Annotated in this window: 18 protein-coding genes, 2 pseudogenes and 1 riboswitch; of the genes and pseudogenes, 13 read left to right on the top strand and 7 right to left on the bottom strand. The window is 56.9% G+C overall.

Going from position 1 to position 24,826, the window contains the following annotated elements; all coding sequences use genetic code 11:
- Positions 1–464 (bottom strand): IS701 family transposase (locus SO180_RS08680; RefSeq protein ID WP_449378399.1); only part of this gene is annotated, 464 nt, incomplete at its 3' end.
- Between the two features lie 492 nt (positions 465–956).
- Between SO180_RS08680 and SO180_RS08685 the strand changes: the two genes are divergently transcribed.
- Positions 957–1,754, top strand: coding sequence for a class I SAM-dependent methyltransferase (locus tag SO180_RS08685; protein WP_449378400.1), 798 nt, complete (start codon positions 957–959; stop codon positions 1,752–1,754).
- Between the two features lie 88 nt (positions 1,755–1,842).
- On the opposite strand, the gene SO180_RS08690 is transcribed toward SO180_RS08685, so the two are convergent.
- The 3 genes from SO180_RS08690 to SO180_RS08700 all read right to left on the bottom strand — a co-directional run bounded on the left by SO180_RS08690 (position 1,843) and on the right by SO180_RS08700 (position 5,593).
- Positions 1,843–3,234 carry an O-antigen ligase family protein gene (locus SO180_RS08690; protein WP_449378401.1) on the bottom strand — a complete coding sequence of 464 codons (1,392 nt, stop codon included), beginning with the start codon at positions 3,232–3,234 and terminating at the stop codon, positions 1,843–1,845.
- 66 nt (positions 3,235–3,300) lie between these two features.
- Entirely contained in the window at positions 3,301–4,401 is a 1,101-nt protein-coding gene (locus tag SO180_RS08695) for a helix-turn-helix transcriptional regulator (protein WP_449378402.1), read from the bottom strand.
- Positions 4,402–5,368: 967 nt separating this feature from the next.
- Entirely contained in the window at positions 5,369–5,593 is a 225-nt protein-coding gene (locus SO180_RS08700; RefSeq protein WP_449378403.1) for a hypothetical protein, read from the bottom strand.
- Positions 5,594–6,020: 427 nt separating this feature from the next.
- Here SO180_RS08700 and SO180_RS08705 point away from each other — a divergent pair, with 427 nt between their 5' ends.
- From SO180_RS08705 to SO180_RS08755, 11 genes are all read left to right on the top strand, one after another.
- Entirely contained in the window at positions 6,021–6,182 is a 162-nt protein-coding gene (locus tag SO180_RS08705; protein WP_449378404.1) for a hypothetical protein, read from the top strand.
- A 68-nt stretch (positions 6,183–6,250) separates the two neighbouring features.
- Entirely contained in the window at positions 6,251–7,402 is a 1,152-nt protein-coding gene (locus tag SO180_RS08710) for a glycosyltransferase (protein WP_449378496.1), read from the top strand.
- Positions 7,374–8,378 (top strand): GDP-mannose 4,6-dehydratase, encoded by a 1,005-nt coding sequence (locus SO180_RS08715; RefSeq protein ID WP_449378405.1) that lies wholly within the window; start codon positions 7,374–7,376, stop codon positions 8,376–8,378. The genes SO180_RS08710 and SO180_RS08715 overlap by 29 nt, the downstream gene beginning before the upstream one ends.
- Positions 8,379–8,391: 13 nt before the next feature.
- Positions 8,392–9,114 carry a sugar phosphate nucleotidyltransferase gene (locus SO180_RS08720; protein WP_449378406.1) on the top strand — a complete coding sequence of 241 codons (723 nt, stop codon included), beginning with the start codon at positions 8,392–8,394 and terminating at the stop codon, positions 9,112–9,114.
- The gene (locus SO180_RS08725) at positions 9,111–10,046 is read left to right on the top strand and encodes an NAD-dependent epimerase/dehydratase family protein (protein ID WP_449378407.1); all 936 of its coding nucleotides are present in this window, start codon (positions 9,111–9,113) and stop codon (positions 10,044–10,046) included. The genes SO180_RS08720 and SO180_RS08725 overlap by 4 nt, the downstream gene beginning before the upstream one ends.
- Complete coding sequence (locus tag SO180_RS08730) at positions 10,043–10,867, top strand: glycosyltransferase family 2 protein (RefSeq protein WP_449378408.1); 825 nt, start codon at positions 10,043–10,045, stop codon at positions 10,865–10,867. The genes SO180_RS08725 and SO180_RS08730 overlap by 4 nt, the downstream gene beginning before the upstream one ends.
- 106 nt (positions 10,868–10,973) lie before the next feature.
- Positions 10,974–11,792 carry an ABC transporter permease gene (locus SO180_RS08735; protein ID WP_449378409.1) on the top strand — a complete coding sequence of 273 codons (819 nt, stop codon included), beginning with the start codon at positions 10,974–10,976 and terminating at the stop codon, positions 11,790–11,792.
- Between the two features lies 1 nt (position 11,793).
- Positions 11,794–12,573 (top strand): ABC transporter ATP-binding protein, encoded by a 780-nt coding sequence (locus SO180_RS08740; protein ID WP_449378410.1) that lies wholly within the window; start codon positions 11,794–11,796, stop codon positions 12,571–12,573.
- Between the two features lie 93 nt (positions 12,574–12,666).
- On the top strand, positions 12,667–16,539 hold the full coding sequence (locus SO180_RS08745; protein ID WP_449378411.1) for a glycosyltransferase: 3,873 nt from the start codon (positions 12,667–12,669) through the stop codon (positions 16,537–16,539).
- 119 nt (positions 16,540–16,658) lie between these two features.
- Positions 16,659–16,874: riboswitch (cobalamin riboswitch) on the top strand.
- Positions 16,875–16,997: 123 nt separating this feature from the next.
- Positions 16,998–19,901, top strand: a complete 2,904-nt coding sequence (locus tag SO180_RS08750; protein WP_449378412.1) for a ribonucleoside-diphosphate reductase subunit alpha — start codon at positions 16,998–17,000, stop codon at positions 19,899–19,901.
- A gap of 10 nt (positions 19,902–19,911) precedes the next feature.
- Complete coding sequence (locus SO180_RS08755) at positions 19,912–21,066, top strand: ribonucleotide-diphosphate reductase subunit beta (RefSeq protein WP_449378413.1); 1,155 nt, start codon at positions 19,912–19,914, stop codon at positions 21,064–21,066.
- Between the two features lie 561 nt (positions 21,067–21,627).
- On the opposite strand, the gene SO180_RS08760 is transcribed toward SO180_RS08755, so the two are convergent.
- The 3 genes and pseudogenes from SO180_RS08760 to SO180_RS08770 all read right to left on the bottom strand — a co-directional run.
- Positions 21,628–22,875, bottom strand: coding sequence for an alpha/beta hydrolase (locus SO180_RS08760; protein ID WP_449378414.1), 1,248 nt, complete (start codon positions 22,873–22,875; stop codon positions 21,628–21,630).
- Positions 22,875–23,678 (bottom strand): hypothetical protein, encoded by an 804-nt coding sequence (locus SO180_RS08765; protein WP_449378415.1) that lies wholly within the window; start codon positions 23,676–23,678, stop codon positions 22,875–22,877. The genes SO180_RS08760 and SO180_RS08765 overlap by 1 nt, the downstream gene beginning before the upstream one ends.
- 334 nt (positions 23,679–24,012) lie before the next feature.
- Positions 24,013–24,424 (bottom strand): annotated as a pseudogene (locus SO180_RS08770) (ATP-binding cassette domain-containing protein); the annotation flags it as partial.
- 5 nt (positions 24,425–24,429) lie between these two features.
- Here SO180_RS08770 and SO180_RS08775 point away from each other — a divergent pair.
- Positions 24,430–24,624, top strand: a pseudogene (locus SO180_RS08775) (transposase); the annotation flags it as partial.
- Between the last annotated feature and the right edge of the window lie 202 nt (positions 24,625–24,826).

The raw sequence follows: 24,826 nt of genomic DNA on the forward strand, positions 1-24,826 counted from the left end.
CGTAACGCGACCATCACTGGCACTTCGCCGCGCGCAAGCGTCAAAGACACCAGCGTTTGGCAATTTGCCGTTTTGCCAAGAGCGGACGCATATTGAGCCGCAACACCAACCGAGCGTTCGCCCTTCTTCGGCAGTGAGGTGTCATCAATAACCAGCACCGCATCCCTACCGCCGACAAGTCGGTCCGCCTGGTTGAGCAGCTCCGTCTCGAGCGGCGTCGTGTCCCAGACACCGTCCGCAATGAAATGGTGCAGCTGGTCGTAGTTGCCCGTGGCAAGGCGCTCCGCCATCGGCTGAACGCTCTTGCGATCGCCAGGACCGATCAGTCCCGCAACATACAGAGGACACATCCGCTGCCGAGTCTTATGACCCAGCCGGTCCAAGAACGGCATCAGCCAGCGTTCAAGTTCGTCTTCCCATCCCGCCATGGTCAGCCCTCCAAGAGCCGACCACCCATGAATCATTGAAAAATTGATTCGGGAATCCTATAAAGCACGGCAAAACCGACAATCTGCCAAAGTAGTGCTAGTAGCGTGTCAAAGCGAGCTCCGCGGCCGATCACTGCAATCAATCCTCACATCGCGTGCCCCCGTCCGTACGAACAGCCGGCCCGTGACGAGTGCTTCGCGGAACAAGCAGTAAATCGATTCGTGCGCGGCACATGCGCAATCAATCAGAGCTTCAAGTCGACCTCGCGTCCACGCGATAAATGGTGTTCTGACCGAGACCCTTGGTGTCGGAGCAAAGGCGTACCGATGTGGCAGGGAAGCTCGACAATTGCGACGCATGCATCCGCGCATTCGCCTGGTCGTAGGCCTTTCACCACCTTGAGTGCGTCAATATCGGAGATCGCGAAATCTCACAGAAAAAGTGGCCCGATGCGGCGGCGGCAGTGGCTTGACTTGTGCTCGCGGCTAGAGTTGGATCCCCGCCTTTCTAGCAAGGGCGTACTTCAAATGAACTCTATGGACGGGCGCGCAGAACCCGAGCGCTCACTTCCCCAGCGCGATCTCATTTTCGATCTTGGATTACACCGTGGTTACGATGCCGAGTTCTATCTGTCCAAGGACTTTCGGGTAGTCGGATTGGAGGCCGTTCCAGAAATTTGCGACCAGGCGCGGGAGCGGCTAGCACCATTTGGGGCTAGATTTACAGCTGTCAATAAGGCCTTGTCGTACAGAGCTGGAGAGACGACCAAATTCTACAGCGTTCCAGGAAAGGACGATTGGGGAAGTCTGACCAAGCTTGCCGCGGAGAAGGGAATATATCAGTCCGTCGAAATCATTGTGCCAACGACAGATCTTCATCAGCTTTTCGATCAGTACGGTGTGCCGTACTACGTCAAATGCGATCTTGAAGGAGCTGATGAGCTTTTTCGTGATCAACTGGAAAAGGATGATCGTCGGCCGGCTTTCGTTTCTCTTGAGATAAATAGCGAAATGGATATCGAAGTGCTGGGAAAGGCCGGTTATGATCGGGCGCAAATCGTTAATCAGTGGATGCACCCCTTTACGAAGGCGCCGCATCCGCCGGCGGAGGGAGGCTATTTTGAACGCCAATTTACCGGGGAAATGAGCGGCCTATTTGGCCTTGAGCTTCCACCCGAGAAATGGCGCCCTGTGAACGAAATCAGAGACATGTATCTTCGATGGAGAGAGCTCAAGGCAATGGATGAGAATCTTGCGCCTGGCTGGGTCGACGTTCATGTTTGCAAAGCCGACACCTTAAACAGTGAGCGATCAGGCACTTCATGACGTAGGTCGATCGATGCTGCCCTGTCGATAATGGGCGCCTGTTCGGGCCAATGGGCTATGTCAAGCCCAACCAGGCCGATAACCTAAACTAGCCCGGTAATTGGGCATGGGGCCCTGCCGTCGCGCCAGCTTTTGCGCGCTCGAGCTGGCCAGCTGCAATGCCGACCGCGAACAGGTAGAGCCAACCCTGATAGAAATCAAAGAGGTGCGAATTCAGCAACGAACTCACCAGGATTTGTACGATAGATACCAGGCCTATCCATGCAAACAGACTCTGCTCTGGTCCGCCAAATCCCCTTCGGAATAGCCACAAGTGTGCTCCCCACATCGCGTAGAGCAGCAAACATCCTGCCATCCCCCATTGGATCGCTACGGCGAGAGTCTGATTGTGCGGATTGTCGACCACCATTGCCATTACGCCTGACTTTCCGGCAGCTTCAGTGGTGAACAATCCCTTGGTAGAGCCCGTGCCATGACCGAAGATGGGTGCGGAACGGACGAAGCCGATCGACTTGCGCCAGAATTCGAGGCGCTCCGCGCCGCCCGCCGGATGCCCGTCAACAACGGTCACATTGGCCTCGAACGCGTCGACTTCCTTGTAAATGCGTGAGATTTTGGATTGAAGATTGGGAGATGTCGCCCATAGGCTGGCGGCAAGAAGAAAAAGACTTACGAGCGGAGCCAGGAAAAGCCATCCGCGCGCGTACCGCAGTACGAGAAGCAACAGCATGGGAGGTACATAAACAAAGGCCGTTCGTGCGATATTTACATAGGCAAGATTGACGAAGAAGCTCGCCGAGACCGCGGCGAATATAATCGCTCGATCCCAGTGTCTAACACGAATGGATTCCGCCGCGAGACCGAGGAATATTACCCCAAGAAGGGCAAAGGCCTGGCTCTGGTCGATATAGTTCTTCAGCGGTATTCCTGGCTCCTTCGCCCCGACGATGTTGCTGATCTCAGGCGAAATGAACACGAGGAACGAAAGGGCAAGCAGTATCAGATTCGAAACGGTATAAGCGACAAAAACCGGCATAACACGGCGTGTCTGCCGGAAATGAAGAAAGAGGGGCAATACCCAGAGCAACTTGAGGACCTTTTGCAGCGCGTGTAGCCGCTCTGACCACGGGACTCCGTTGGCCCACGCAGTACCGATGAGAGCAAGTCCAACAAGCGCAATCGGAAGAGCGCAGGCCGGGCGCTTGAGTTCCTCGATCAACTCCCGCGACGAGTGCGTGGTCAGCACCATGGGGAATAGAGAAAGCACAAGACCAGTCGTAAGCGTCGTTGACCACGGGAACGTGACGGCCAAGGTCACCAAGAAGAAATCGATAACGCCGATCCGGAGACGGTGCGCCCGAGGCTGATCGCGCCCATTGCGAACGAACAACAAAAGCTTTGTCGTCTCGGTCAGACGAGACCAACGCGGTTTATCGTGAGAACTCTTCAAAGGGGTGGCCGCCTCGTCATCTAGGTACATCCCCCAACGCTCCAAGAGACGTCACTCATCCGCGTCGGCCCTAGGCTAGCTCAGGGCGAGACATACCTACTCGACGAACAATTGCGTTTCAGACAACAGACGAACCACGTCCAATTGGCGGTTCGTTCGAGTTTTACTCATGATTGCCTTGAGTTGCGAACGAACGGTTTGAACCGACGACTGTCTCTCCTCAGCAATCTGGTGAAGAGTTTTTCCCGTCAGTAATCCACCGGCGATGGCTGTCTCGGCCGTCGTTAAATCAAACAGAGTCTCGATGAGTGCCGCGTTGATTGTCTGGGGCAGAATCACAGGCCTCAGGATCAGCAACCATTCTGCAGAACTGAAGATGTCCCTCGCCGGCACTCGAATCGGCACGAGGTGTCCGATGCACGGCGGCTGTGCGCTCCGGCTCTTGATCGGAAAGGTCAATTCCGCGCGTTCGCTCGCTATCGACCGTTCTTTCGTTAATATCGCGGCAAACACTCTGTCGGCGGCTGGATCGATGAAAGCGAGGCGTTCTGGGTGTTCGGCGACCACTTGCGGGGCCAAACTCTCGTACTCTGGATTCCAGAGCCGCAAACGCGCCTGGCTCGTCAACGCGCAGGCAGGTAGATGCAATCGTGAGAGGATATCCAGGGCACCATGAATTCGTTCGCCGGCAAGGCGCGAGGCGGTCGAAAAAGAGCGGGTGAGGTGAGGGTGCAGCAAATTCAGCTTTTTGACCGCCGCTGCTGCGATTGGTCCCTCCTTCCACGGACGCGCCATCACGATCGCGGCAAATTCGTTTTGCGACAGTGGAAGCAGAGAGCCGCAACATGAGCCGAGCCCGCGCGGTTCGGCGAATTCCCGATAGTACTCCGTTTGTTCGAATTCATTCCCCTCGAACAGATCCCACGTGGTCATGAAGCGAGATGGACGCCGCTCCAGCATGCGTGCAGTAATGATATCACGGTTATTCCATCCCTCTTTAAAGTAGCTCTCAAACGTCCCCCGCGCGGGCTCGGTTGATACGAAGCTCCCGGGAGCTCTTCCGTTTACTTGAAAGACCGCGCCTTGCTCGCAGCCGGCTATCGCGCTCAATCCATTTAAGACTTGCTGCCATCGCTCGGGGACAAATGAGGCCTCATAGATGAGGTTGATTAGGCTCTTATCGGTTGAAGAGAACATACGAGCGTACGGTGCTAGATGAGCAAGGCATTTCGTCGTCGCGGTACAAGCCATCACGCGTCGAACGTAGAGGCCGCACACGTTGTGGTAGGGCCTTCGCGCGTTGTGCGCGTTCGATGCGGATGCGCTGCCAAGCTGCAAGAAAGAGATTGATATGAAAGAGACTTTAGTCATTCAGATAAAAATCTGCACGACACTAAGCCGAGCTGAGGCAGACGAAGTGCGGAGACCGCCAAGTGTCGCGCGCATATCGAACATGTGGAAATGGCTGCGCGGTCGCCGTCTACCGATTGCCAGCCTTTTCATCCAATACTGGAAACTATCTGTGATTGATCATAGTACCGTTCCCCCTAGAACATAGTTCCATCCCTCAAGCACTTTAATCACAGTGAGAAACCTCGGTTAATCCCCCATATGGGGGAGGTCAGATTGTATTCAGCGCCGCATCGTTTGAACGTGGTCAACTCTAGATTGACTCTAGATTGGCCGGCTCGCGCCGCGGAAATAACTTTCTGAAATCGTCATCGATCAGAGAGTACCGTATCGCTGCCGTCCCAACTTGCGGTTAAGAGGCACCTTGTTCGCAGTAACCGATCGATTGGAGGTCATTGCAATAATGCTGGTTATTGTGCATCAGATCTGACCTCTGATTGGGCTGCACGCGTTGACCACGACATCGGCCATCTCGCGACGCAGTCGTCGAGCCCAGATCCATCGGGCGCTCGCTGACAGGGCCCGTCGCTAGTACGAGACATTCGCTGAGTGCAAATTGGGCAGACCACGCGATGAACTGGATCGGACTTGTTGTGGCTCTGGCCATAGGCACCATTATCGTCGGGGTCGTCACCGATGCGGGCATGACGAAGTGTCGTGCGGGTTCATTGTATGAAATGCTGCATTTGTGCGCGCTTGATGAGCCAACATTGAAAACGAGGCAATTCGATTGTCGATTTAATCTCGGCCATTGTTAGCGTTTGAAGATAGGTGCAATTAGGAGGTGCGACAAAGGTGGGCTGAGCATTTCAATTAGCGCATCCGCGCTCGACAGCACAGGTGGCTGCGCGCTGACGGTCATCCGGCGCGGATCGATCTGATAATGCTGGCTAGCTTGCTCGCCTATCCAGAGCGGCTTGGTCAAGTCTCGTTGGTATTCTGCGTTATGGACCGGAAGGTCGCTGAATTTCTGCGACATTTAGCTCTAGAGATCGTAGATCTGCGCGACTCCTCCGGTTAAGGAAAGGGTTTTGAAAGTTTAGAGGGCGCGCTGAAGGAATTGAAGATGGGCGGACAGCACGGGCGTCGCCAAATATCTAATCGCCGCTGACGCAACCAGCGCCGGCAATGCAGTGCTCAGCCGCCGGTTTGCCGGTTGTTGCCAGCAGTGGCCCATCATGTTGAACGGGCAGCAATGTGGCGGGCGCTTTGTTGACGCCCTCAGCTGATACGCCGGCTTGCCGCGAGAGACTTTGGCGTGGGTCTAGGCGCATTGGGGACCATTTCACCCTTCATCCGATAAATGTTTGGTCGAGCATGAGCGGATCACGTCGTCTCGAAGTCGCAACAAACAGCCGCGCTCCCTCGCTTGAGGGGGTTGTTTCTGCTTGTGCACGCTAATCATCGTGAATGCCTACACCGATCCAAAGCTTCGCAATCTACCTCATTTGAAGGATTCACTCGCCGTCGCGCTGCGCCTAAGACAAGACGAAACTTTGGCGAGCGATGTCTTTCCGACGCTGAATAGCGGCATGTTCTCGGAGGACATCAGCGCTGTATTTGATTAGTTGGTTGGGGCGCGGGCGTGGGGTTGGGCGACAAGAAGGCACGGAGCAAGCCTCGGCTATTGTATGTCGTGGCAGAAGATAGGACCTTTGCCACACATTTTATGGAGACTGCTCTTGCGGCTCTTGCGGCTGGGTTTGAGGTTGCGGTCGCAACGTGCGTGGCCGAGCACAAGGAAGTCATCGAGCGGTGCGGAGTCCGTGTGGTCGAGATGCCGACCGATCGCGCGTCGCTTTCGATCGTTTCCTTGTTTCGCTCGGTGCTGCGTCTCAGCGGCATCCTATCGGATCTACGACCGGACCTGGTTCATGCCCTGCAGATAAGGTCCGTAATTCTGCTCGGCTTGTTGCGGCTGATTAGTCAGCGTTATCCCCTTCTCGCGTCTTTCACGGGCCTTGGATATTTGTGGGGGCTTCGCGGGTGGACGGGAAAGATAGTCCGCCGATTTATTCGACTGCAGACAGCCTGGATTGCTCGCGACCGATCGACGCTCGTTTCCTTCGAGAACACGGATGATCGTTCGGAGTTTCCGCGTCTACGAAATTGTGTCGTTCTTGGCGGTTGGGGCGTTGAGGTCGAGCCAGCTCGCCTGTCGCAGCAACGGCCCGAGGGGCCTGTGCGCGTTGCCTTCTTGGGTCGGATGCTCAGGGCCAAGGGCATAGAGGACACCGTAAAAGCAGTGCGACTGGCGCGAGAGCGCGATCAGCGAATTGAGTTGGAGCTCTGGGGAAGTCCTGACCCGGGTAATCCAACGAGCCATACGGAAGAGGAGCTCATCCATCTTTCTTGTGTCGACGGCGTGAAGTGGAAAGGTAGGGCTCCCCACGTCGAGGCGGTGTGGCAGCGTGCCGATATCGCGATTCTCCTGTCGGAGCGCGAAGGGTTGCCGCGCGCGCTGATTGAGGCTGCCGGCCACGGCGTTCCAATGATCGCGACGGACGTGCCCGGCTGCCGCTCTGTAGTTCGAAATGAAATCGATGGTCTGTTGGTGCCGTGCAACGATCCACAGGCGACGGCAGAAGCGATCGTCCGTCTCACGCAAAATGCGGTCGTTCGTAAGCAAATGGGGCGAATGGCTCGCGAAAGATTCGAGACGACATTCTCAACGGATGCGGTCGTTCCGAGGATTCTCGAGATCTACGCAAGTCTCATAGCTTGCCACAAGTACGCAGCCTCATCGGAAGTCTTTTGCAATGACCAATCTCGCCCAATTTTTCGGTAGAAAAAGGGTCCTCGTCACAGGTGCTGGCGGATTCATAGGAAGCCAGCTTACCGAAGCTCTCGTCAGGGCGGGCGCTGATGTAACCGCGATGATCAAGTATGGCTCTTCTCCGGGTTGGGGAAATCTCGAGTACTCGCCGCCTGATCTGAAGAAGTCGATCAAGGTTGCTGCCGGGAATATTGAAGATCAAGAATTCGTCACTCAGGTTGTGCGCGAGCAAGAGATCGTATTTCACCTCGCCGCTCTGATAGCGATTCCGTACTCCTATATCGCGCCGCGGAGCTACGTCCGCACAAATATCGAAGGCACGTTGAATATTATCGAGGCGGCACGACGGCTGGGTGTTGCGCGGGTCGTTCACACATCAACATCTGAGGTTTACGGAACGGCCCTCGCAGAAACAATCGACGAACGCCATCCTCTCCAGGGGCAATCACCGTACTCTGCGTCCAAAATTGGAGCTGACAAGCTAGCTGAAAGCTATTTTCGATCGTTCTCAACACCAGTGGTGACGCTCAGACCGTTTAATACGTTCGGGCCGCGGCAATCTGCGCGGGCCTTCATTCCGACGATCATCTCGCAGGCCGCGACACGTGAGGTCATCGAGCTCGGATCTCTCGATACATTGCGAGACATGACGTTTGTGGACGATACGGTGGATGGCTTCCTTGCCGCCGGAGCTGCCCCGGGAATTGAAGGCGAAACCATCAATCTAGGCACCGGTCAGACCTTGTCCATCAGTTACTTTGCAGAGCGGGTACTGTCTCTGATGAACGTCAAAAAGCGAGTTGTTCAAGATCCAAAGCGAATCCGTCCCGCAGCAAGCGAAGTGCTTCGGCTCGTCTCAAATAATGAAAAGGCTAAACGTTTGCTTGACTGGCGACCTCGAACTCCGATCGACGAGGGTCTGAAACGCACAATTGAGTTTGTGACAACCCATATCAGCGCGTATCGCGCGGATACCTACAATATTTAGCAAAGACGCGTTCATGACTAAAGCGCTCATTATGGCCGGCGGAAAAGGTACTCGCCTGAAACCATTTACGGCTTCGTTTCCCAAGCCGCTGGTGCCGTTAGGCGACCTGCCGGTTCTGGAATTATTGCTGCGACAATTGAAGAGAGCCGGTATCGACGAGGTCCTCCTTTCGGTCAATCATTTGCATCACCTCATAAGAGCATTTTGTGAGGATGGTTCGAAGTTTGGTCTCACAATCGATTACGTAATGGAAGACAAGCCACTTGGGACCGCCGGATCGCTGGCCCTAGCGTTAGACAGGCTTGGCGATAACTTTATCGTTGCGAATGGAGATCTACTTACAAACTTCGACGTAAGCAAAATGGTCCATGACCATTGCAAGCAACCAACTGCGGCCTCGATCGCTGTATTCGAACGCAGAACGAAGATCGAATTCGGTCTGGTCGAGGTTGACGCAGGTATGCGGCTAACCGGCTATCGCGAGAAGCCCACTTATTCACATTTGGTGAGCATGGGGCTTTACGTGATCAATCGATCGTCGGTGGAACCACATCTGGTGCGTGGCAAGTTCCTCGATATGCCTCAACTAATGCAGACTTTGATTGAGTCCGGCAAGTCCGTGATGTGCCGATCGCAAGATTGCATATGGCTCGATATCGGCCGGCCGGAAGACTACGCAGCGGCGCAGCAACTGTTTGAACAGCGACGCGAGCTTTTCTTAGGGGCTAACGAATGACGGTCGCGCTGGTTACGGGTGCCAACGGCTTCTTGGGACGTCATGTCCGGAGGGAGTTGACTACGCGAGGTATCGAAACCGTCGCGTTGTACAGATCATCAGTCCATGTCGATCAACATTCGCTTCTGCTTACGGAGACACCTAGCCGACAGAATCTAGCCAAAATTCTAGATGGTGTCGCACCATCGATGGTTTTTCATTTGGCGGGTACAACCCACGCTGAGCCCGAAGGCCTTTATCAGGCAAATGTGCTTTTCGCCGCCCATCTTCTAGAGGCCGCCTTGGACACCGGCCGTTTGCCAATCGTCATCCTGGTTGGAAGTGCAGCCGAATACGGACTGCCGAGGCGTACAGATTGCATGGTGCGGGAGACGGACCCCTGCACTCCGCTGACCGCGTACGGCATTTCGAAACTAGCACAGACCTTTCACGGGCTGTCGCAAGTTTCCCGCGGCCTTCCGGTGATCGTGGCAAGGCTGTTTAATCCGATAGGGGTCGGCGCACCACGAACAACCGCACTCGGAAGTTTCGTGGATCAACTCGCAACGACACCCCCGAACGGACGTACCCTGACAACTGGACCGCTCAACGCTGTCCGAGATTTTGTTGACGTCGTGGATGCTGCGCGCGCTCTCGTCGATCTAGTTGAAGCTCGCAACGCTATAGGCCAAATCGTCAATATTTGCACGGGCGTCGGCACCAGCGTTCAACACCTGGTCAATCGCCTAATCGCACTTATTGATGCACCAATTATTCATGAGATCGATGCAACCCGCGGCCGCGCAAGTGACGTCCATGCGGTTGTCGGCGACACGGGCCGCCACAGGCAACTTGGTCTCGCGATTCCCCCTCCAGATATAGACGCGATTTTGCGCCGGATGATTTCCGCCGCCTCGGCGGGAAACGAGACGCGCCAGCGAGTCCTGCTTTGAAGACAACCTCCGTCAGCGTAATCATTCCAACATATCGCGACGGCGATGCGTTGCGCCGCGCGCTGGCATCTGTGGCCGACCAGTCGCTTCGACCGCGTCAAGTCATCGTGGTGGATGATGCAACCGGAGACGACTCCGCCGACAAGATCTGCGCTGAGGCCCGAATTCCAAACATCAAGTTGCTTAAGCTGCCCCGCAATACTGGCCCGGGCGCGGCTCGAAACGCTGGTATCGCGTCAAGTACTGAGGCGTTTTTAGCCTTTCTCGACGCGGACGACGAGTGGCATCCGGAAAAGCTGGAACGTCAGATGGTTATCATGTACGGGCCGGGAGCGCCGCTTCTTAGCGCACATCGCAAAGGGTTCGACGGCTTGCCGTGGCCGAACCCCGACGGGCCGCTGGAAGCAAGATCCATCACGCGATGGGCAATCTTGGCCTCGAACGTGGCCTCGATTTCGACGGTCGTGATACAGCGGGAAGCCGTCAAATACCTTTTCCGGCCGAGCTACGCTTGCGAGGACTATTGGTTCGTCGCTGCAAATATCCTTTCTGGCGTCAAAGCGGTCAGGATCAAGCAGATGCTCGCACGGGCTCATAAACCGGCATTTGGGGCAGATGGCCTCAGTGGTCAGCTGCATGCCATGCTACTTGGGGAAATGTCGTGTCACTTCTCACTCTGGCGCGAGGAGCTGATGAACGTATTTGAATATGTGTTCCTCATCGTTTGGACGCTCGTGAAATTTCTGCGGCGCATTGCCGTCGTCGAGCTGCGTAAAATCGGAGCCCTAGTGGTCCAACTGAAAGGTGAGAACAAGACGTGATGCACCGACGGCAAAGAAGACGCTACCTATCTGTCGGCACCGTCCTAATCACAGGACGTTATTCGGTCTTGCGCGCCCGGTTGCGCTGCCCCGAGCGGGTGCTCCCTTGACCGCGAACAGGTTTTCTTCCGTCAGGAAAGCACGCGGCTCCCTTGCCGTGGATGACGTGAAAGCCGCCATCCGACAGCGGCAACTGTGGCTTCGCCTGGGATGGAACGATGTCTTGCAGAGATATCGGCGCTCGGTACTCGGTCCGCTTTGGCTCACGGTGAGCATGGCAATAATGATCGTCTCTCTCGGGGTACTCTATGCCAAGATTTTCCAAAGCGCCGTAGATGAGTTTCTTCCATATCTTTGCGTCGGCTTCTTGGTCTGGGGCTACTTCTCCAGCTTTTTGATCGAATCCGGCTCGTTATTCATCTCATCCGAATCCTACATCAAACAGATCAAGCTTCCCTTCTTTTCATACGTTTTTCGTTCAACCTGGAGCAAGATCATCATCTTCGCCCACAATTTTGTCATCTACCTGGGGTTGATAGTTTATTTTAGAATCTGGCCGGGTCTGCCGGCTTTGCTTGCAATTCCCGGCTTTTTGCTCCTGACCGTCAATGGCGCTCTAGCGACCATGTTCATCGGTATGGTTTCAACACGCTTCCGCGACATTCCGCAACTGGTCAATTCCTTCGTCCAAATCGCGTTTTTCGTTACCCCCGTCATGTGGAAGTCCGACGTGCTCAAGGACGGGAGCTTTGTTGCGGACTGGAATCCCTTCTACCATTTGATCCAGATCATGAGAGCGCCTTTGTTGGGTTACGTGCCCTCAACCACGACCTATTTGGCAGTTGTGGCGATAACACTGATCAATCTTGCGGTTGTCGGACTGCTCTTTAGACGATACCGCGAAAGAATATCTTATTGGGTCTGACATGTTGGATTTGACGGAAGCAAACGACGAGCGGTTGTCACTTGACGATGTCAGTGTTTCGTTCCCAATCTACAGTGGGGGATCGCGGTCGCTGAAGAACGGTCTCCTCTACCGGGGGTCGCGGGGGCGAATTGCGAGCGATGCGAATGACCGGATCGTAGTGCAAGCTTTGCGAAATGTGTCGCTCCGGTTCGCCTCCGGCGATCGCATCGCCCTTATCGGCGCAAACGGTGCTGGTAAGACAACTCTGCTGCGCGTTATGGCGGGCATATACGAGCCTTGCTCGGGAGCGGTCCGCGTTTCAGGGCGAATTTCGCCAATGTTTGATCTTGGGCTGGGTATCGACCCGGAGCTGAGCGGGCTGGAAAACATAAGGCTCCGCGGACTCTTGTTGGGTCTGCAGCCCGAGGAAATCGAGCGGTTGATACCCGAGATTGGAAGCTTCACCGAGCTCGACGAGTATCTTGAATTGCCCGCACGCTCCTACTCCTCTGGCATGTTGACAAGGCTCACATTCGCGGTTGCAACGTGCTTTGCACCCGAAATCCTTCTGATGGACGAATGGATACTCGCGGGTGATGCCAGGTTTCTAGCCAAGGCGGAACGCCGCCTGGAATCCTTTGTCCACGATGCGAGCATTCTGGTCCTCGCCTCGCACAACGAACAAATTTGCAAAACTTGGTGCACCAAGGCGGTCTGGCTGGACGGCGGGCAGGTCAAACGGGTCGGCGATATCGACGAAATCATTTCAGCCTATCGCGATGAGCTGCGTTCCAGCTGATAGCGAGGACGGGTCGCCTAACGAGCTCCGGTTTCAGACGACGAAGTCGGTAACAAGTACCATCCCACCACAACAAGAGCGCACGCTGATCTCATGAATATCCACGGCCCGACCAGCAGCTTCAGTTGCAATGCGTGTCAGGGACAGAGCGCCACGCTAATGGCCAGACGGAAGGACAATGTTGCGGTTCTTCGTTGTGAAAGCTGCGGTCTAGGCGTCATTGAAACCATACCGGACGAGTTAGGGATATATTACGACGACGCCTACTATGGCGCTCAGAAGGTCGATGGATCAGTCGGATACAACGACTACCAGTTGATGGCCGAACATGGCTTGTCCTGGGCGGCGGAGCTGGTCTGCCGGTTGAAGCGCGGGGGCAAGATTCTTGATATCGGTTGTGCGGACGGCACTCTTCTCAAGAAGCTCCCGAACACGTTTGACCTCTATGGCATCGAGGTCAATGAAAAGATGATTCAACGGTCCGTAGAGGCCAACATAAGGATCCTCGGGCGGGATCTGCTCGACCCAAGCATCCTCGAAAACCATCGGCACGACTTCGACTGCGTAACAGCAGTCGCCGTATTTGAGCATCTCCCGGACTTTCGCCGCGGAATTGAAGCTGCACTTAATCTGCTCAAACCAGACGGTATTTTGCTGTTCGAGGTACCTTACATCTCCGAGAACCACGAAAACAAGCTCTGGTACGAGAGTTCGCTGGAGCATGTGTTTTACCCCTCGGGCGAGTCACTGCGTTTGCTCATCGAACAACTCGGATTTCACCTAGTCGGCGGCGAGATCTATGTTCGTGATTTCGCGTCCAACTTCATTGGCGTCGTATTTCGCGATAGCGAGATGGCCAGCCACATCGAGGAGTTGTTCGCAAGCATAACCAGGACCGAGGGCCGTGTATTCGACCGGAACCTGAGGGTTACCCGTCAGCGGCTGATGCTGGTTCACGCGGCCAATAGTACCCCCGATTTGATTGCTGGGTTGGCTGATCTCCTGCAGACGTCTGCCGATGCGCCCCTATTGAATCGAATCGAAAAGCTCTGGGCGGACGATTTGCGGCGACTTGCCGCAACGCGCGCTGAAACCGGTGCACTTGCGGCAAGATATGCAAGTCTGGTTCGTGATAGCAAAGAAGCATCTGAGGCGAAGGAAGCCCAAATAAGGGGCCTCTATGACCAACTCAGTCAGGAAACTGAAAAATACGCTGCGCTGGCGCGCGACAGTAGACAGAGAGCGGGGGCGCTGGAATCCCGGATAGAACAAGTTTCCCATCAACTCGAAGAGGAGCTTGCAAGCTCTGCAAAGCTGGCGCGTGACAGCCGGGATAAGGTTGGGGCGTTGGAGGCACGAATTGAAGACCTCTCCGGCCAACTCAGCCATGAAATTGCAAAGCACGCAGCGCTGGTGCGAGACAGCAAGGACGCATCAGAAGCACTCGAGGCTCGATTGAATTTTCTCTCGAGCGAGCTAGATCGCGCCGTCGCCCAAAATTCCGCTCTGGAACGACATGCCAAGGCGGAAATCCAGGACTTGGCCTTACACGTCAATTCACTGTCAAATCGGCTCGCCCGCTCTACTGAACTGAATGTTATCGCTGACAGGGAGCGAGCGCGTCTCGCCGCCCATATTGCACTGCTGAAAGAAAGTTATGCGGACCTCAATCAATCTGCTGAATGCCAAAAGAATTCGAAAGAGCTGGAAGTGGCGCGGCTAACAGAGAATATCAGGGCGCTTGTCGACCAAAGCACGGCGTTTCGTGCCGAGATCGACCAAATCCTTCGTAGCACAGCTTGGAAGTCGACCGCGATGTTGCGTCGGGCGGGGCACAGCCTCCCACGGATAGCTCGCGCGACGCGCCGCGTACTCAAGCTTCTCAAATGGACTGCAAACCTGGAGCTGCGCCAGAGGTTGTCCGAGGCGATCCAAGCTCGACGAAAGCGTCGGGCCGAGGAAATGGCCGCGCGCAAAATGCCGATGCCTAAGCTGGTGTTCGATGCGCGTACCTGCCTCGACGGATATGTCGAGGCGACCGAGAATACTGAACTGTGGCCCGCGGACCGTCCTCTCGTGACGGTTGTTGTCACGTCATTCAACTATGGCCGTTTTGTTCCAGAAGCAGTCGATTCGGTCCTGGCGCAGACCTTTCAGGACATTGAAGTGATCGTGGTCGAAGGCGGCTCCAGCGATCCTGAATCTCGCGAGCGAACGCTATCCCTTGAGAGACCCAAGACAAGGGTTATTGCCCAAGCAGAACCGCACCAAGTCGGAGCCAATCGAAACTTCGGCATACGCAACGGGCGTGGCAAGTACATTTGCTGCCTGGATGCCGATGACTTGCTCAAACCAACCTATATCGAAAAGGCCGTGTTCCTGCTTGAGACCTATGGATATGACGTTGTCTCCTGCGCGATGCAACAATTCGGGAGCACTGATGAAAAAATCGGAATTCTTGATGACCCGATACTTTCGGATATGGTCGAAGGTAATCATGTTCTGACCTGTGCAGTATTTCGTCATAGCCTTTGGCAAAAGGCTGGCGGCTTTCGCGACACTGATCGCGCGATCACCGGACATGTCTACGAGGATTGGCTGTTTTGGGCGCGGCTCGCTGCAATGGGAGCGAGAATTCACAACTTTTCCAAGGAGCATTTGTTCTTGTATCGCCGGCACGGTCCAAGCCTGAGCACCCAGTCGGATTTATACAGCATGACCATTCACCGTAAGCTAATTCAGGAAGCGCTGGGCGATCTTGTCACGCCTGCAGCGCACCGAAACTCGCGCCTTGCTGCAGCAACCGACAAGCGTCCGGATGAACCCCTTCTGAACTTCAGGGAGCGAGCTCACCGAAGCGGCGGAAAGCCTTCGATCCTTCTCGCGCTTCCGTTCACGATCATAGGCGGGGCAGAGCGGCTCCTCAGCAGCATCGTCGCGCATCTTGCTAAAGAAGGATGGAGCATAACAGTTATCACCTCGATTGATCCCGGTCACGAGCACGGCGACGCGACCAGCTGGTTCGAGGAAGCAACTGCGGAAATCTTCCACTTGCCGCGCTTCCTTACCATCGATCGATGGCCAGACTTCGTGTCCTACTTGATTGTGTCGCGCGAGATAGATGTCGTCTGGATCGCAGGCAGCGCTTTCATGTACAATCATCTGCCTGTCCTTCGTGCGAAATTTCCGACGCTGAAAGTAGCCGATATGCTGTTCAACACGGTCGGTCACACAAGAAGCAATCGGAAATATGCTGAGCTCATCGACCTAAATTTCGTGGAAAATCGAGAGGTGTTACGGTTCCTGAAGGATGCGGGAGTGTCTTCGGATCGCGTCCAGCAGATCTCCAGCGGGATCGACCTCGACAGGTACGTGCCAAGCTCACGAGACGCTTCCGTGGTGGATCGACTGAGCGCGACATCGGAAGAGCTTATCGTCGGCTTTTCGGGGCGATGGTCCGAGGAAAAGGATCCTTTGGCTTTTGTCGAGGTCGCACAGAAACTATCGCACTTGCCAATCCACTTTGTAATGACTGGAGCCGGGGCGCTTCGCTCTAGCATTGAAAGTGCTCTTGTAAGGGCAAATCTCGGCGGTCGCTTCCATCTCATCGGGGAGGTTGAAGATGTTCGTCCATGGATTGCATCATACGATGTGCTCGTGCTGCCTTCGCGGCTGGATGGTCGGCCGGTCGTCGTGTTAGAGGCGCTCGCGCTCGGGGTTCCAGTTATTGCTTCCGCCGTTGGTGGACTGCCAGAGCTCATACAGGATGGCGTAAACGGCTTTCTTTGCCAGCCGCGACAGATTTGCGAATTTGCCAATAGAATTGAAAAGCTTGCGCTCGATCGGAATTTCCTCAAAGGGATGAAGCAAGCTGCGAGAGCCGGCGCCGAGAGAAGCCTCGACGCGCGTAAGATGCTTTCTGGCTATGAGCAAGGATTGAGAGCATTAGCCGGCTGTGCGAATTGACTATGGTGGCGACCTATCAGAAGCATGCTTGAGCTCGTCAATACTCGATAACTGATTGGGGATGGCCGTCCGCGTGCGCCCCCCATGAAAACAATCATTGACAGCTTGCCTCGAATATCTCCATATATGGGTGTCACGGTCCTGCTGCATCGCAAGATGTAGTGGCTAAGAGGGAAGCCGGTGAACTGCGCCTTTGGTGCGGAATTCCGGCGCTGCCCCCGCAACTGTCAGCAGCGAGCTGCTTCCGGACAACGTCACTGGTGCGCCGCGCCGGGAAGACAGGAAGCAAGCAACGACCTGCGAGCCAGGAGACCTGCCGTGAAGATCTGAACGTCCACGGGCGGGGTGTCCCGGCGGTCGCTTGCACGCACCGTCCGGCAACACGTCTGCCGGCGTTCCGGCAGCGTCCTTCCTTATCGCCCCGTCCAAACACAACGCGCGCATCACGGGGCCCTTTGATGTCACTGAACCTGCACGACGCGGACACCGCTTCCGCACCCATCATCCAGTTGCGTCCACAGTCACTTGCGGCTGCTTCCAGCGAGCCGGCCATGCAGATCATCCGCCGCAACGGGAAGGTCTCGCCGTTCGATTCCGCCAAGATCGCGGTCGCAATGACCAAGGCTTTCCTCGCGGTAGAGGGCAGCACTGCGGTTGCTTCGCGCCGCGTTCACGAGAGCGTCGAGCAATTGACGGCCGAAGTCATAGCAGCCCTGATGCGCCGCGCAGGTGAGGGGCGCACCTTTCATATCGAGGATGTGCAGGATCAGGTCGAACTCGCCTTGATGCGCAGCGAGCACCACAAGGTCACCCGGGCCTATGTGCTGTACCGCGAGGAACGGTCCCGCCAGCGCGCCGAGGAAGCGGCCGCGCAGCCGGCGCCCATCGCCGCACCGATCCTTCACGTCACGCTGCCGGACGGCTCGCGCGTCGGTCTGGACACGCGCCGGCTCGAACTGATCATCAATGAGGCCTGCGCCGGTCTCGACGGCGTCTCCGCAGCCCCCGTGCTGGCCGAGACCACCCGCAATCTCTACGACGGCATCAGCCAGGACGAGCTGGCGCTGGCCTCGATCATGGCCGCGCGCACGCTGGTCGAGCAGGAGCCGAGTTATGCCTATGTCAGCGCACGCCTGCTGCTCGACAAGCTCCGCGGCGAGGTGCTGTCGCATGTCCATTGCGTTACGACGTTGGCCTCGCAGGGCGATATGGCGACGCACTATGCCGAATACTTTCCGGCCTATGTGAAGGTCGGCATCGCAGCCGAACTGCTCGATCCCGAACTCGCCCGCTTCGATCTCGGCCGCATCGCCGCGGCGCTGAAGCCTGAGCGAGACCTGAACTTCCAGTTCCTCGGCCTTCAGACGCTGTACGACCGCTATTTCCTGCATCAGCAAGGCAAGCGGATCGAACTGCCGCAGGCCTTCTTCATGCGCGTGGCGATGGGCCTGGCAATTCGAGAGATCGACCGCGAAGCCAAGGCGATCGAGTTCTACGATCTCTTGTCGTCGTTCGACTTCATGGGCTCGACGCCGACGCTGTTCAATTCCGGCACGCTGCGCCCGCAGCTGTCGTCCTGCTTCCTCACCACCGTATCGGACGACCTCGATGGCATCTTCAAGTCGATCAAGGACAATGCGCTGCTCGCAAAGTACTCCGGCGGCCTTGGCAACGATTGGACACCGGTGCGCGGCCTCGGAGCCCACATCAAGGGCACCAACGGCGAAAGCCAGGGCATCATCCCGTTCCTGAAGGTGGCCAACGACACCGCGATCGCCGTCAACCAGGGCGGCAAGCGCAAGGGCGCGGTCTGCGCCTATCTGGAGACCTGGCACGTCGACATCGAGGAATTCCTCGATCTGCGCAAGAACACCGGCGATGACCGCCGCCGCACCCACGACATGAACACCGCCAACTGGGTGCCGGACCTGTTCATGCAGCGCGTCGACGCCGACGACGAGTGGACGCTCTTCTCGCCGGACGAGACGCCCGATTTGCACGATCTGTATGGGACGTCCTTCAAGATGGCCTATGAGGCCTATGAAGCCAAGGTGAAGGCCGGTGGCATGCGTGTGTTCAAGACCGTGCGTGCGACCGACCTCTGGCGCCGCATGCTGACCATGCTGTTCGAGACCGGCCATCCCTGGATTACCTTCAAGGACCCCTGCAACCTGCGCTCGCCGCAGCGCCACATGGGTGTGATCCATTCCTCGAACCTCTGCACCGAGATCACGCTGAACACCTCTGCCGACGAGGTCGCGGTCTGCAATCTCGGCTCCGTCAACATGCTCGCCCATGTCGGAGCTAACGGTATCGACCAGGCCAAGCTGAAGCGGACGGTGACGACGGCGGTGCGTATGCTCGACAACGTCATCGACATCAATTTCTACACCATCCCTGAGGCGCGCCGCTCCAACATGCGCCATCGGCCGGTCGGGCTCGGCCTGATGGGGTACCAGGAGGCACTTCAGGTCCAGCGTATCCCGATCGCGTCCGAAGCGGCGATCGCTTTCGCCGACATCAGCATGGAAGCGATCTCCTTCCACGCCATCGAGGCATCCTCCGATCTCGCCACCGAGCGCGGCCGCTATCCGAGCTTCGAGGGCTCGCTGTGGTCGAAGGGCATTTTGCCGCTCGACTCTATCCAGTTCGTTGCCGACTCGCGCGGCGGGCTCGATGTCGATCGCTTCTCGACGCTTGACTGGGATCGCCTCCGCAAGAAGATAGTGGCAGGCGGCATGCGCAATTCGAACGTCATGGCGATCGCGCCGACAGCGACGATCTCCAACATCTGCGGCGTGTCGCAGTCGATCGAGCCGAATTACCAGAACCTGTTCGTCAAGTCGAACATGTCCGGCGACTTCACGGTCGTGAACGAGTTCCTGGTCCGCGACCTCAAGGCGAGGGGGCTTTGGGACGAGGTGATGGTGTCCGACCTCAAATATTTCGATGGTAGCGTCGGCCAGATCGATCGCGTCCCGGAGGATCTGAAGGCGCTCTACGCGACGGCCTTCGAAATCGACAGCGCCTGGCTGATCGAGGCTGCCGCACGGCGGCAGAAATGGATCGACCAGTCGCAGTCGCTCAACCTCTACATCGCCAATCCCTCCGGCAAGAAGCTCGATGCGCTCTATCGCCTCGCCTGGCGGCGCGGCTTGAAGACCACCTATTACCTGCGCTCCCGTAGTGCCACGCATGTCGAGAAGTCGACGCTGAAGGGCACCGACGGAAAACTCAACGCGGTCTCCGTATCGGCTGCGGCCTCGCATGCCCCAATCATAATGCCAGCCGCGGCAGCCCTGGACCTCGATGGTATCAAGGCCTGCCGGATCGAAGATCCCGAATGTGAAGTGTGTCAGTAAGGAGATGACGATGCTCAATTGGTCCGATACCGAAACCACGGCGGCCGCTCCGGCCGCCTTGACCCTCACCACGGCGCTGCGTCCGCAGACCCAGTTCAAGCTCGAGCCGGCAGATGGGACCGGTCTCGGCGCGATCGATCGCACCGGCGGCCGCGTGTCGGTCGACGAGAAGCGGATGATCAACTGCCGCGCCGACGTCAACCAGCTCTTGCCGCTGAAGTACAATTGGGCCTGGGAGAAGTATCTCTCCGGCTGTAACAATCACTGGATGCCGACCGAAGTGTCGATGCAGGCCGATATCGCGCTTTGGAAATCGCGGGACGGCCTGACCGAGGACGAGCGGCGCGCGATCAAGCGCAACCTTGGCTTCTTCGCGGCATCGGAGTCGCTCGTTGCCAACAACATCGTGCTGGCGATCTACCGTCATCTCACCAATCCGGAATGCCGGCAGTATCTGTTGCGGCAGGCGTTCGAGGAAGCGGTTCACACCCACACATTCCAGTACATCGTTGAAAGCCTCGGCCTCGACGAGGGCGAGCTGTTCAACATGTACCGCGAGGTGCCGTCGATCACCGACAAGGCGGCCTGGGCGCTTAAGCATACACAGCATCTGAACGACCCTTTGTTCCAGACGGGAACGCCGGACCATGGCCGCGCCTTCCTGCGCGACCTGGTTGCCTTCTACGTCGTGTTTGAAGGAATGTGGTTCTACACGGGCTTTGCGCAGATCCTGTCGCTCGGCCGACGCAACAAGATGGTCGGCATCGCCGAGCAGTATCAGTACATCCTGCGCGACGAGAGCATTCACCTGAACTTTGGCATCGACGTGATCAACCAGATCAAGATCGAGAATCCGCATTTGTGGACGCCAGAGTTTCAAGAGGAGGTCCGCAGCATGATCCGGGAGGCAGCCGAGCTCGAGGCCGCCTATGGTCGCGACACGATGCCCCGCGGTTTCCTCGGCCTCAACGCCGGACTGTGCGAGCAATACATGCAATTCATTGCCAACCGGCGCTGTGCGCAGATTGGACTTGCGTCCGTCTTCGCCGAGGTCGAGAACCCGTTCCCGTGGATGTCGGAGGCCATGGACCTGAAGAAGGAGAAGAACTTCTTCGAGACCCGCGTCATCGAATACCAGAACGGGGGAGCGCTGAGCTGGGATTGACGTCGAGTAGCAGCAGTCGCGCGTCAGGTCTGACGCGCGCACCGGCTCGGTGAGAGCCCCTTTGCTCGCGCGAATACCCGGCGGGCAGTCAATCGCTATGATCGTCCGACGAATGCCCACTTTCAGTGGGATAAGCCCAGTTGTGCGACCAGTATGTCATTGATTGTTCTCAACCCGGGGCTGTCTCGTAATCAGCGGGTCCCAGGTTAGAGCCCTGGTGCGCCCATCAAAGGAAAATCTTTGGTTTCCAGTAGCTTCGCCAAATGTCTGTTGAGAACAAAACGAATTTCGTGCGACGTTTTAGGATGGGACGTCGCACGGCTGGATTACCGGGCGACTTTCCTTTGCTTCTGTATATTCTCCTTACTTACGTAATCTAGGCTAACGAGGGGAGGCGTCTGTCAGGTGCCTTCCTTTCTCCACGTGACGCTGCTGAACGAATGCCCGCGATCTAGCGATTCTAGATCCGCTGGCTTCCTTTGATGCGCGATGAAAATTCACGGCCGAGATGGCATTGGACGGCTTATCCGTGGGCACATTGCGTACGAACACCGCCGCGCGTCAGCACTTTCCCATAGGCCGCATCCACACGTGGCCCGGTTTGCCATCAGGCCATTCCTGATTCAGACAAAGCGAATTCACATTCGCGACTTTCGTCGCCAAAGCGAAGTTGTCCGGCGCCGTGAATTTGCCAGCGGCGACTTTGACATCCTTGACGTCGGCGACATCGAGTACAAACGCGCTTTGATTGCGATTCACAGCTCGGGCGAAGGCTTCGAGTGTGTCATTCGCGAGGAAGTCGAAACGGACGAAGTCCCACTGAGTCCACTGACGGAACAGATCGTCCAAACGGCGGGCGAACCAGGCACGATGCACGTCGTCTTCCATGTTCAGTGGTTTTGGAAGCATCGTATGGTAGGTTGGAATGGCAAATTGCTCGTCGCTGCATTGCGTCTGGGCGTACAGTTGTTTGACGACGGTAGCGCTTATGTACTTCGTCGCAATCGGCTCCGGTATTGTCTCGTACGCGCAATAAACCAGCGGGGCTTGCGAATGGGAGGCTGACCGGCGTGCGCTGAGAAGCTGCTCCCACCGTCGCTCAAGGTCGCGAAGATAAGTGTTTTCATCCGCGGCAAACAAGTCCTTGACCTGGCGGCCGCAAGCGTTTGCGAGTTTATCGACGCCGAGAGTTTCGAGCACATACCGCAAAACGCCTGGCGCTGGCGCGATATCACTCCCCTGAGAGGGGACGCCGAGCAGCAGCACGCCGATCGTGCGGGCCAACATTCCGTCGGGATCGTTGGAATTTTGCCACGACAAAAGCATGTTCTTGGCAATCAGGCCGCCCATGCTATGGGCAACGATGATGACCTGCTCGTAGCGTTCGAAAAGCCTGCTCGCTTCGATTTGTCCGCGGATCAGCCTCGCGGCCTCTGGCACGCTGAATGTGGCGCAGCCCGACGTCGTCAATCGGCTGTAGTCGACGCCCCAGACGCCCAAATCTTCAAGGCGGAGAGGAGCCGGCAATATATCTCGGAGAGCCGCCGCCGCCAAACGATAATCGTCCGACGCAATCATTTCCGGCCAGCTCTTGGAGCTCTGGGGATTGCGGAAGCTGTCGATCGCGCCATCGGCGCAAGATTCCCTCGCGGTCTTTCCTGAAGGCACCGCGCAGCCGCCCAGGCCATGAAGGAAGAGAACCGCGATTGGAGAGCGGCCGCGGCTCCACTCAATAACGCGGACGCTTTGAGCGCTCGCGAGAGAAATGCTTGCCAGAACAAGCAGTACGGCTAGCCAGACGATCCTCATTAGCATCGGCCTCCTTTAACGGAGGCCCAGGGCGCCTTGACCAGCGATCCGACGGTCGGCACCTCGGTCCAGATGTCGAAGCAACCTCGCGTCACTTGTCCGTTCAGCGTCACCTGGTTGGATGGAGCTACCGGCGACTTGACCGTCAAAGGCATGGTGAACTGACTGGGCTCGGACCCGCCACTCGCAAAGGCTGTCAGCTTATCCCGGTTGCTCATCATGGCAGTAACGATCGCAAGACGAAGCTCTGGATCGATCCGGCCTTGGCTTAAGTTGGTGGCCGTGGTGAAGATGATGGCGGCGAGCGTATACTGCCGGAAATCAGATGTAGCGCCTTGGTTGGCCAAAAAAGCCAACGCGTGATCGAACGTGCTGGCTTTCGCGCCATCCGGAATCTGAGAGCGCCGGCGCACCTCATTTCTGAATTGGTTCCAGAAACCAGGGTCTGACATCCCTGACGCGCCGGGAGCGAATTTGTCGGCGTCTGGCGAACGGCCGGCATTGGCGGCCTTGGTCAGATCCGAGAAGATGGCGTCGTTGTCCGAAGGCCCGGCATTGGCTTCCTTAGAACCGGCCGGCGCTCCCCAGACCAGGTCGCAATCGCGCGCCATGTCCTCCCGGACCGCGCAGGTCCCGATTGTGGATTCGGACCGAGCCTTTTGGAAGCGGCAGCCACATTCCTCGCCCAAAGCATCGGTTGCTGAAAGCGCGAAAATCGATAGGAGGGCCGTGACGCCATTCGCGGTCATACACCGGCTCGGCCTGATCGATTTTTGCGGGATATCCAGCGCGGCGAATGACATCCGTGCCTCCAAAACCATCAAAAAGTAACTTAAAGTCGTAATAGCTTCATTGCGGTATCACAGGTGATGTTAGGTTGCAAATAGATCCGAAACACGCACTGCCCGCGAGCCATTCGGTCGAACGAACAAACTCCCTTTTGGCTCATCATTTATGGGGAGTGATCCGCTTAGACGGGCAAAGTTCGCGTAGGCGGGAGTTCGGTGTAGCAGCGTATTGCTCCAAACATCCTCGTGACACCACGCGAGTGCGACGCCGAGTGCTACAAGTCCGACAGCAGACATCAAGCTGGCTAAGGCGCGCCTTGGCGCATCTCGCTGACGAGCCGCAATGGCCACGGGCGAAGCCCATCTCGTGTGCGAATACGATCATCGTCGTGCCTTGCTTGGCCACTTCTCTCATGACGCGGAGCACTTCACCCACGAGTTCTGGGTCGAGAGCCGATGTCGCCTCGTCAAAGAGTGTAACGGCGGGTCGCATCGCGAGCGCGCGGGCGATTGCCATGCGCTGCAGTTGGCTACCGGAGAGGCGGGCGGGATATTGGTCAGCGCTTTTCGGCCATGTCGACCTTCTCGAGCAACGCCAGCGCCTGCTGCCGCGCCTCAGCCCTGTCTCGGCGCTGAACCGACACGCGCCCCATCATGACATTCTGGAGCCCTGTCCGAAGCGGAAACAAATTGAAGCTTTGAAAGGCCATGCCCACATGCTCGCGGTTTCTGCCCTTCTCGTCAAGCATGCTACGACCACCCTCGGCCGGGCGTCGGCGGTGTGACTGCCTTGAGGTTCCGTCATGCGATCGATCGTCCATCGCGATTTCGATCGGCATCCAGCGTCGGCGCCTATCTGGGTTTAAGCCCGCCGGGCAGCCAGTCTGGCGAGACCGACATCAATGGCAAGATATCCCGATGGGGTGACCGTCTTCTCATTCGAGGCAGCTACCGTTCTGCTTCACCAGACGAAATAATGATCTTCTCGTAATCCAGCCAGCGTTGTGATCGCTCATTCGGGCAGCCCAAAATTCAGCCCGACCGCTTCTAAAATCCCTAGCTAGTCTCTTGCTGTGCTGACTGGACTTGCATCTGGCAACCTTGGCTTTTTTTGCCGCCGATGCGTTTGGCCAGCTTGCTGCCCCAGCGAAATGGGAGGGAAG

It is taken from the genome of Bradyrhizobium sp. UFLA05-112, assembly GCF_053572325.1.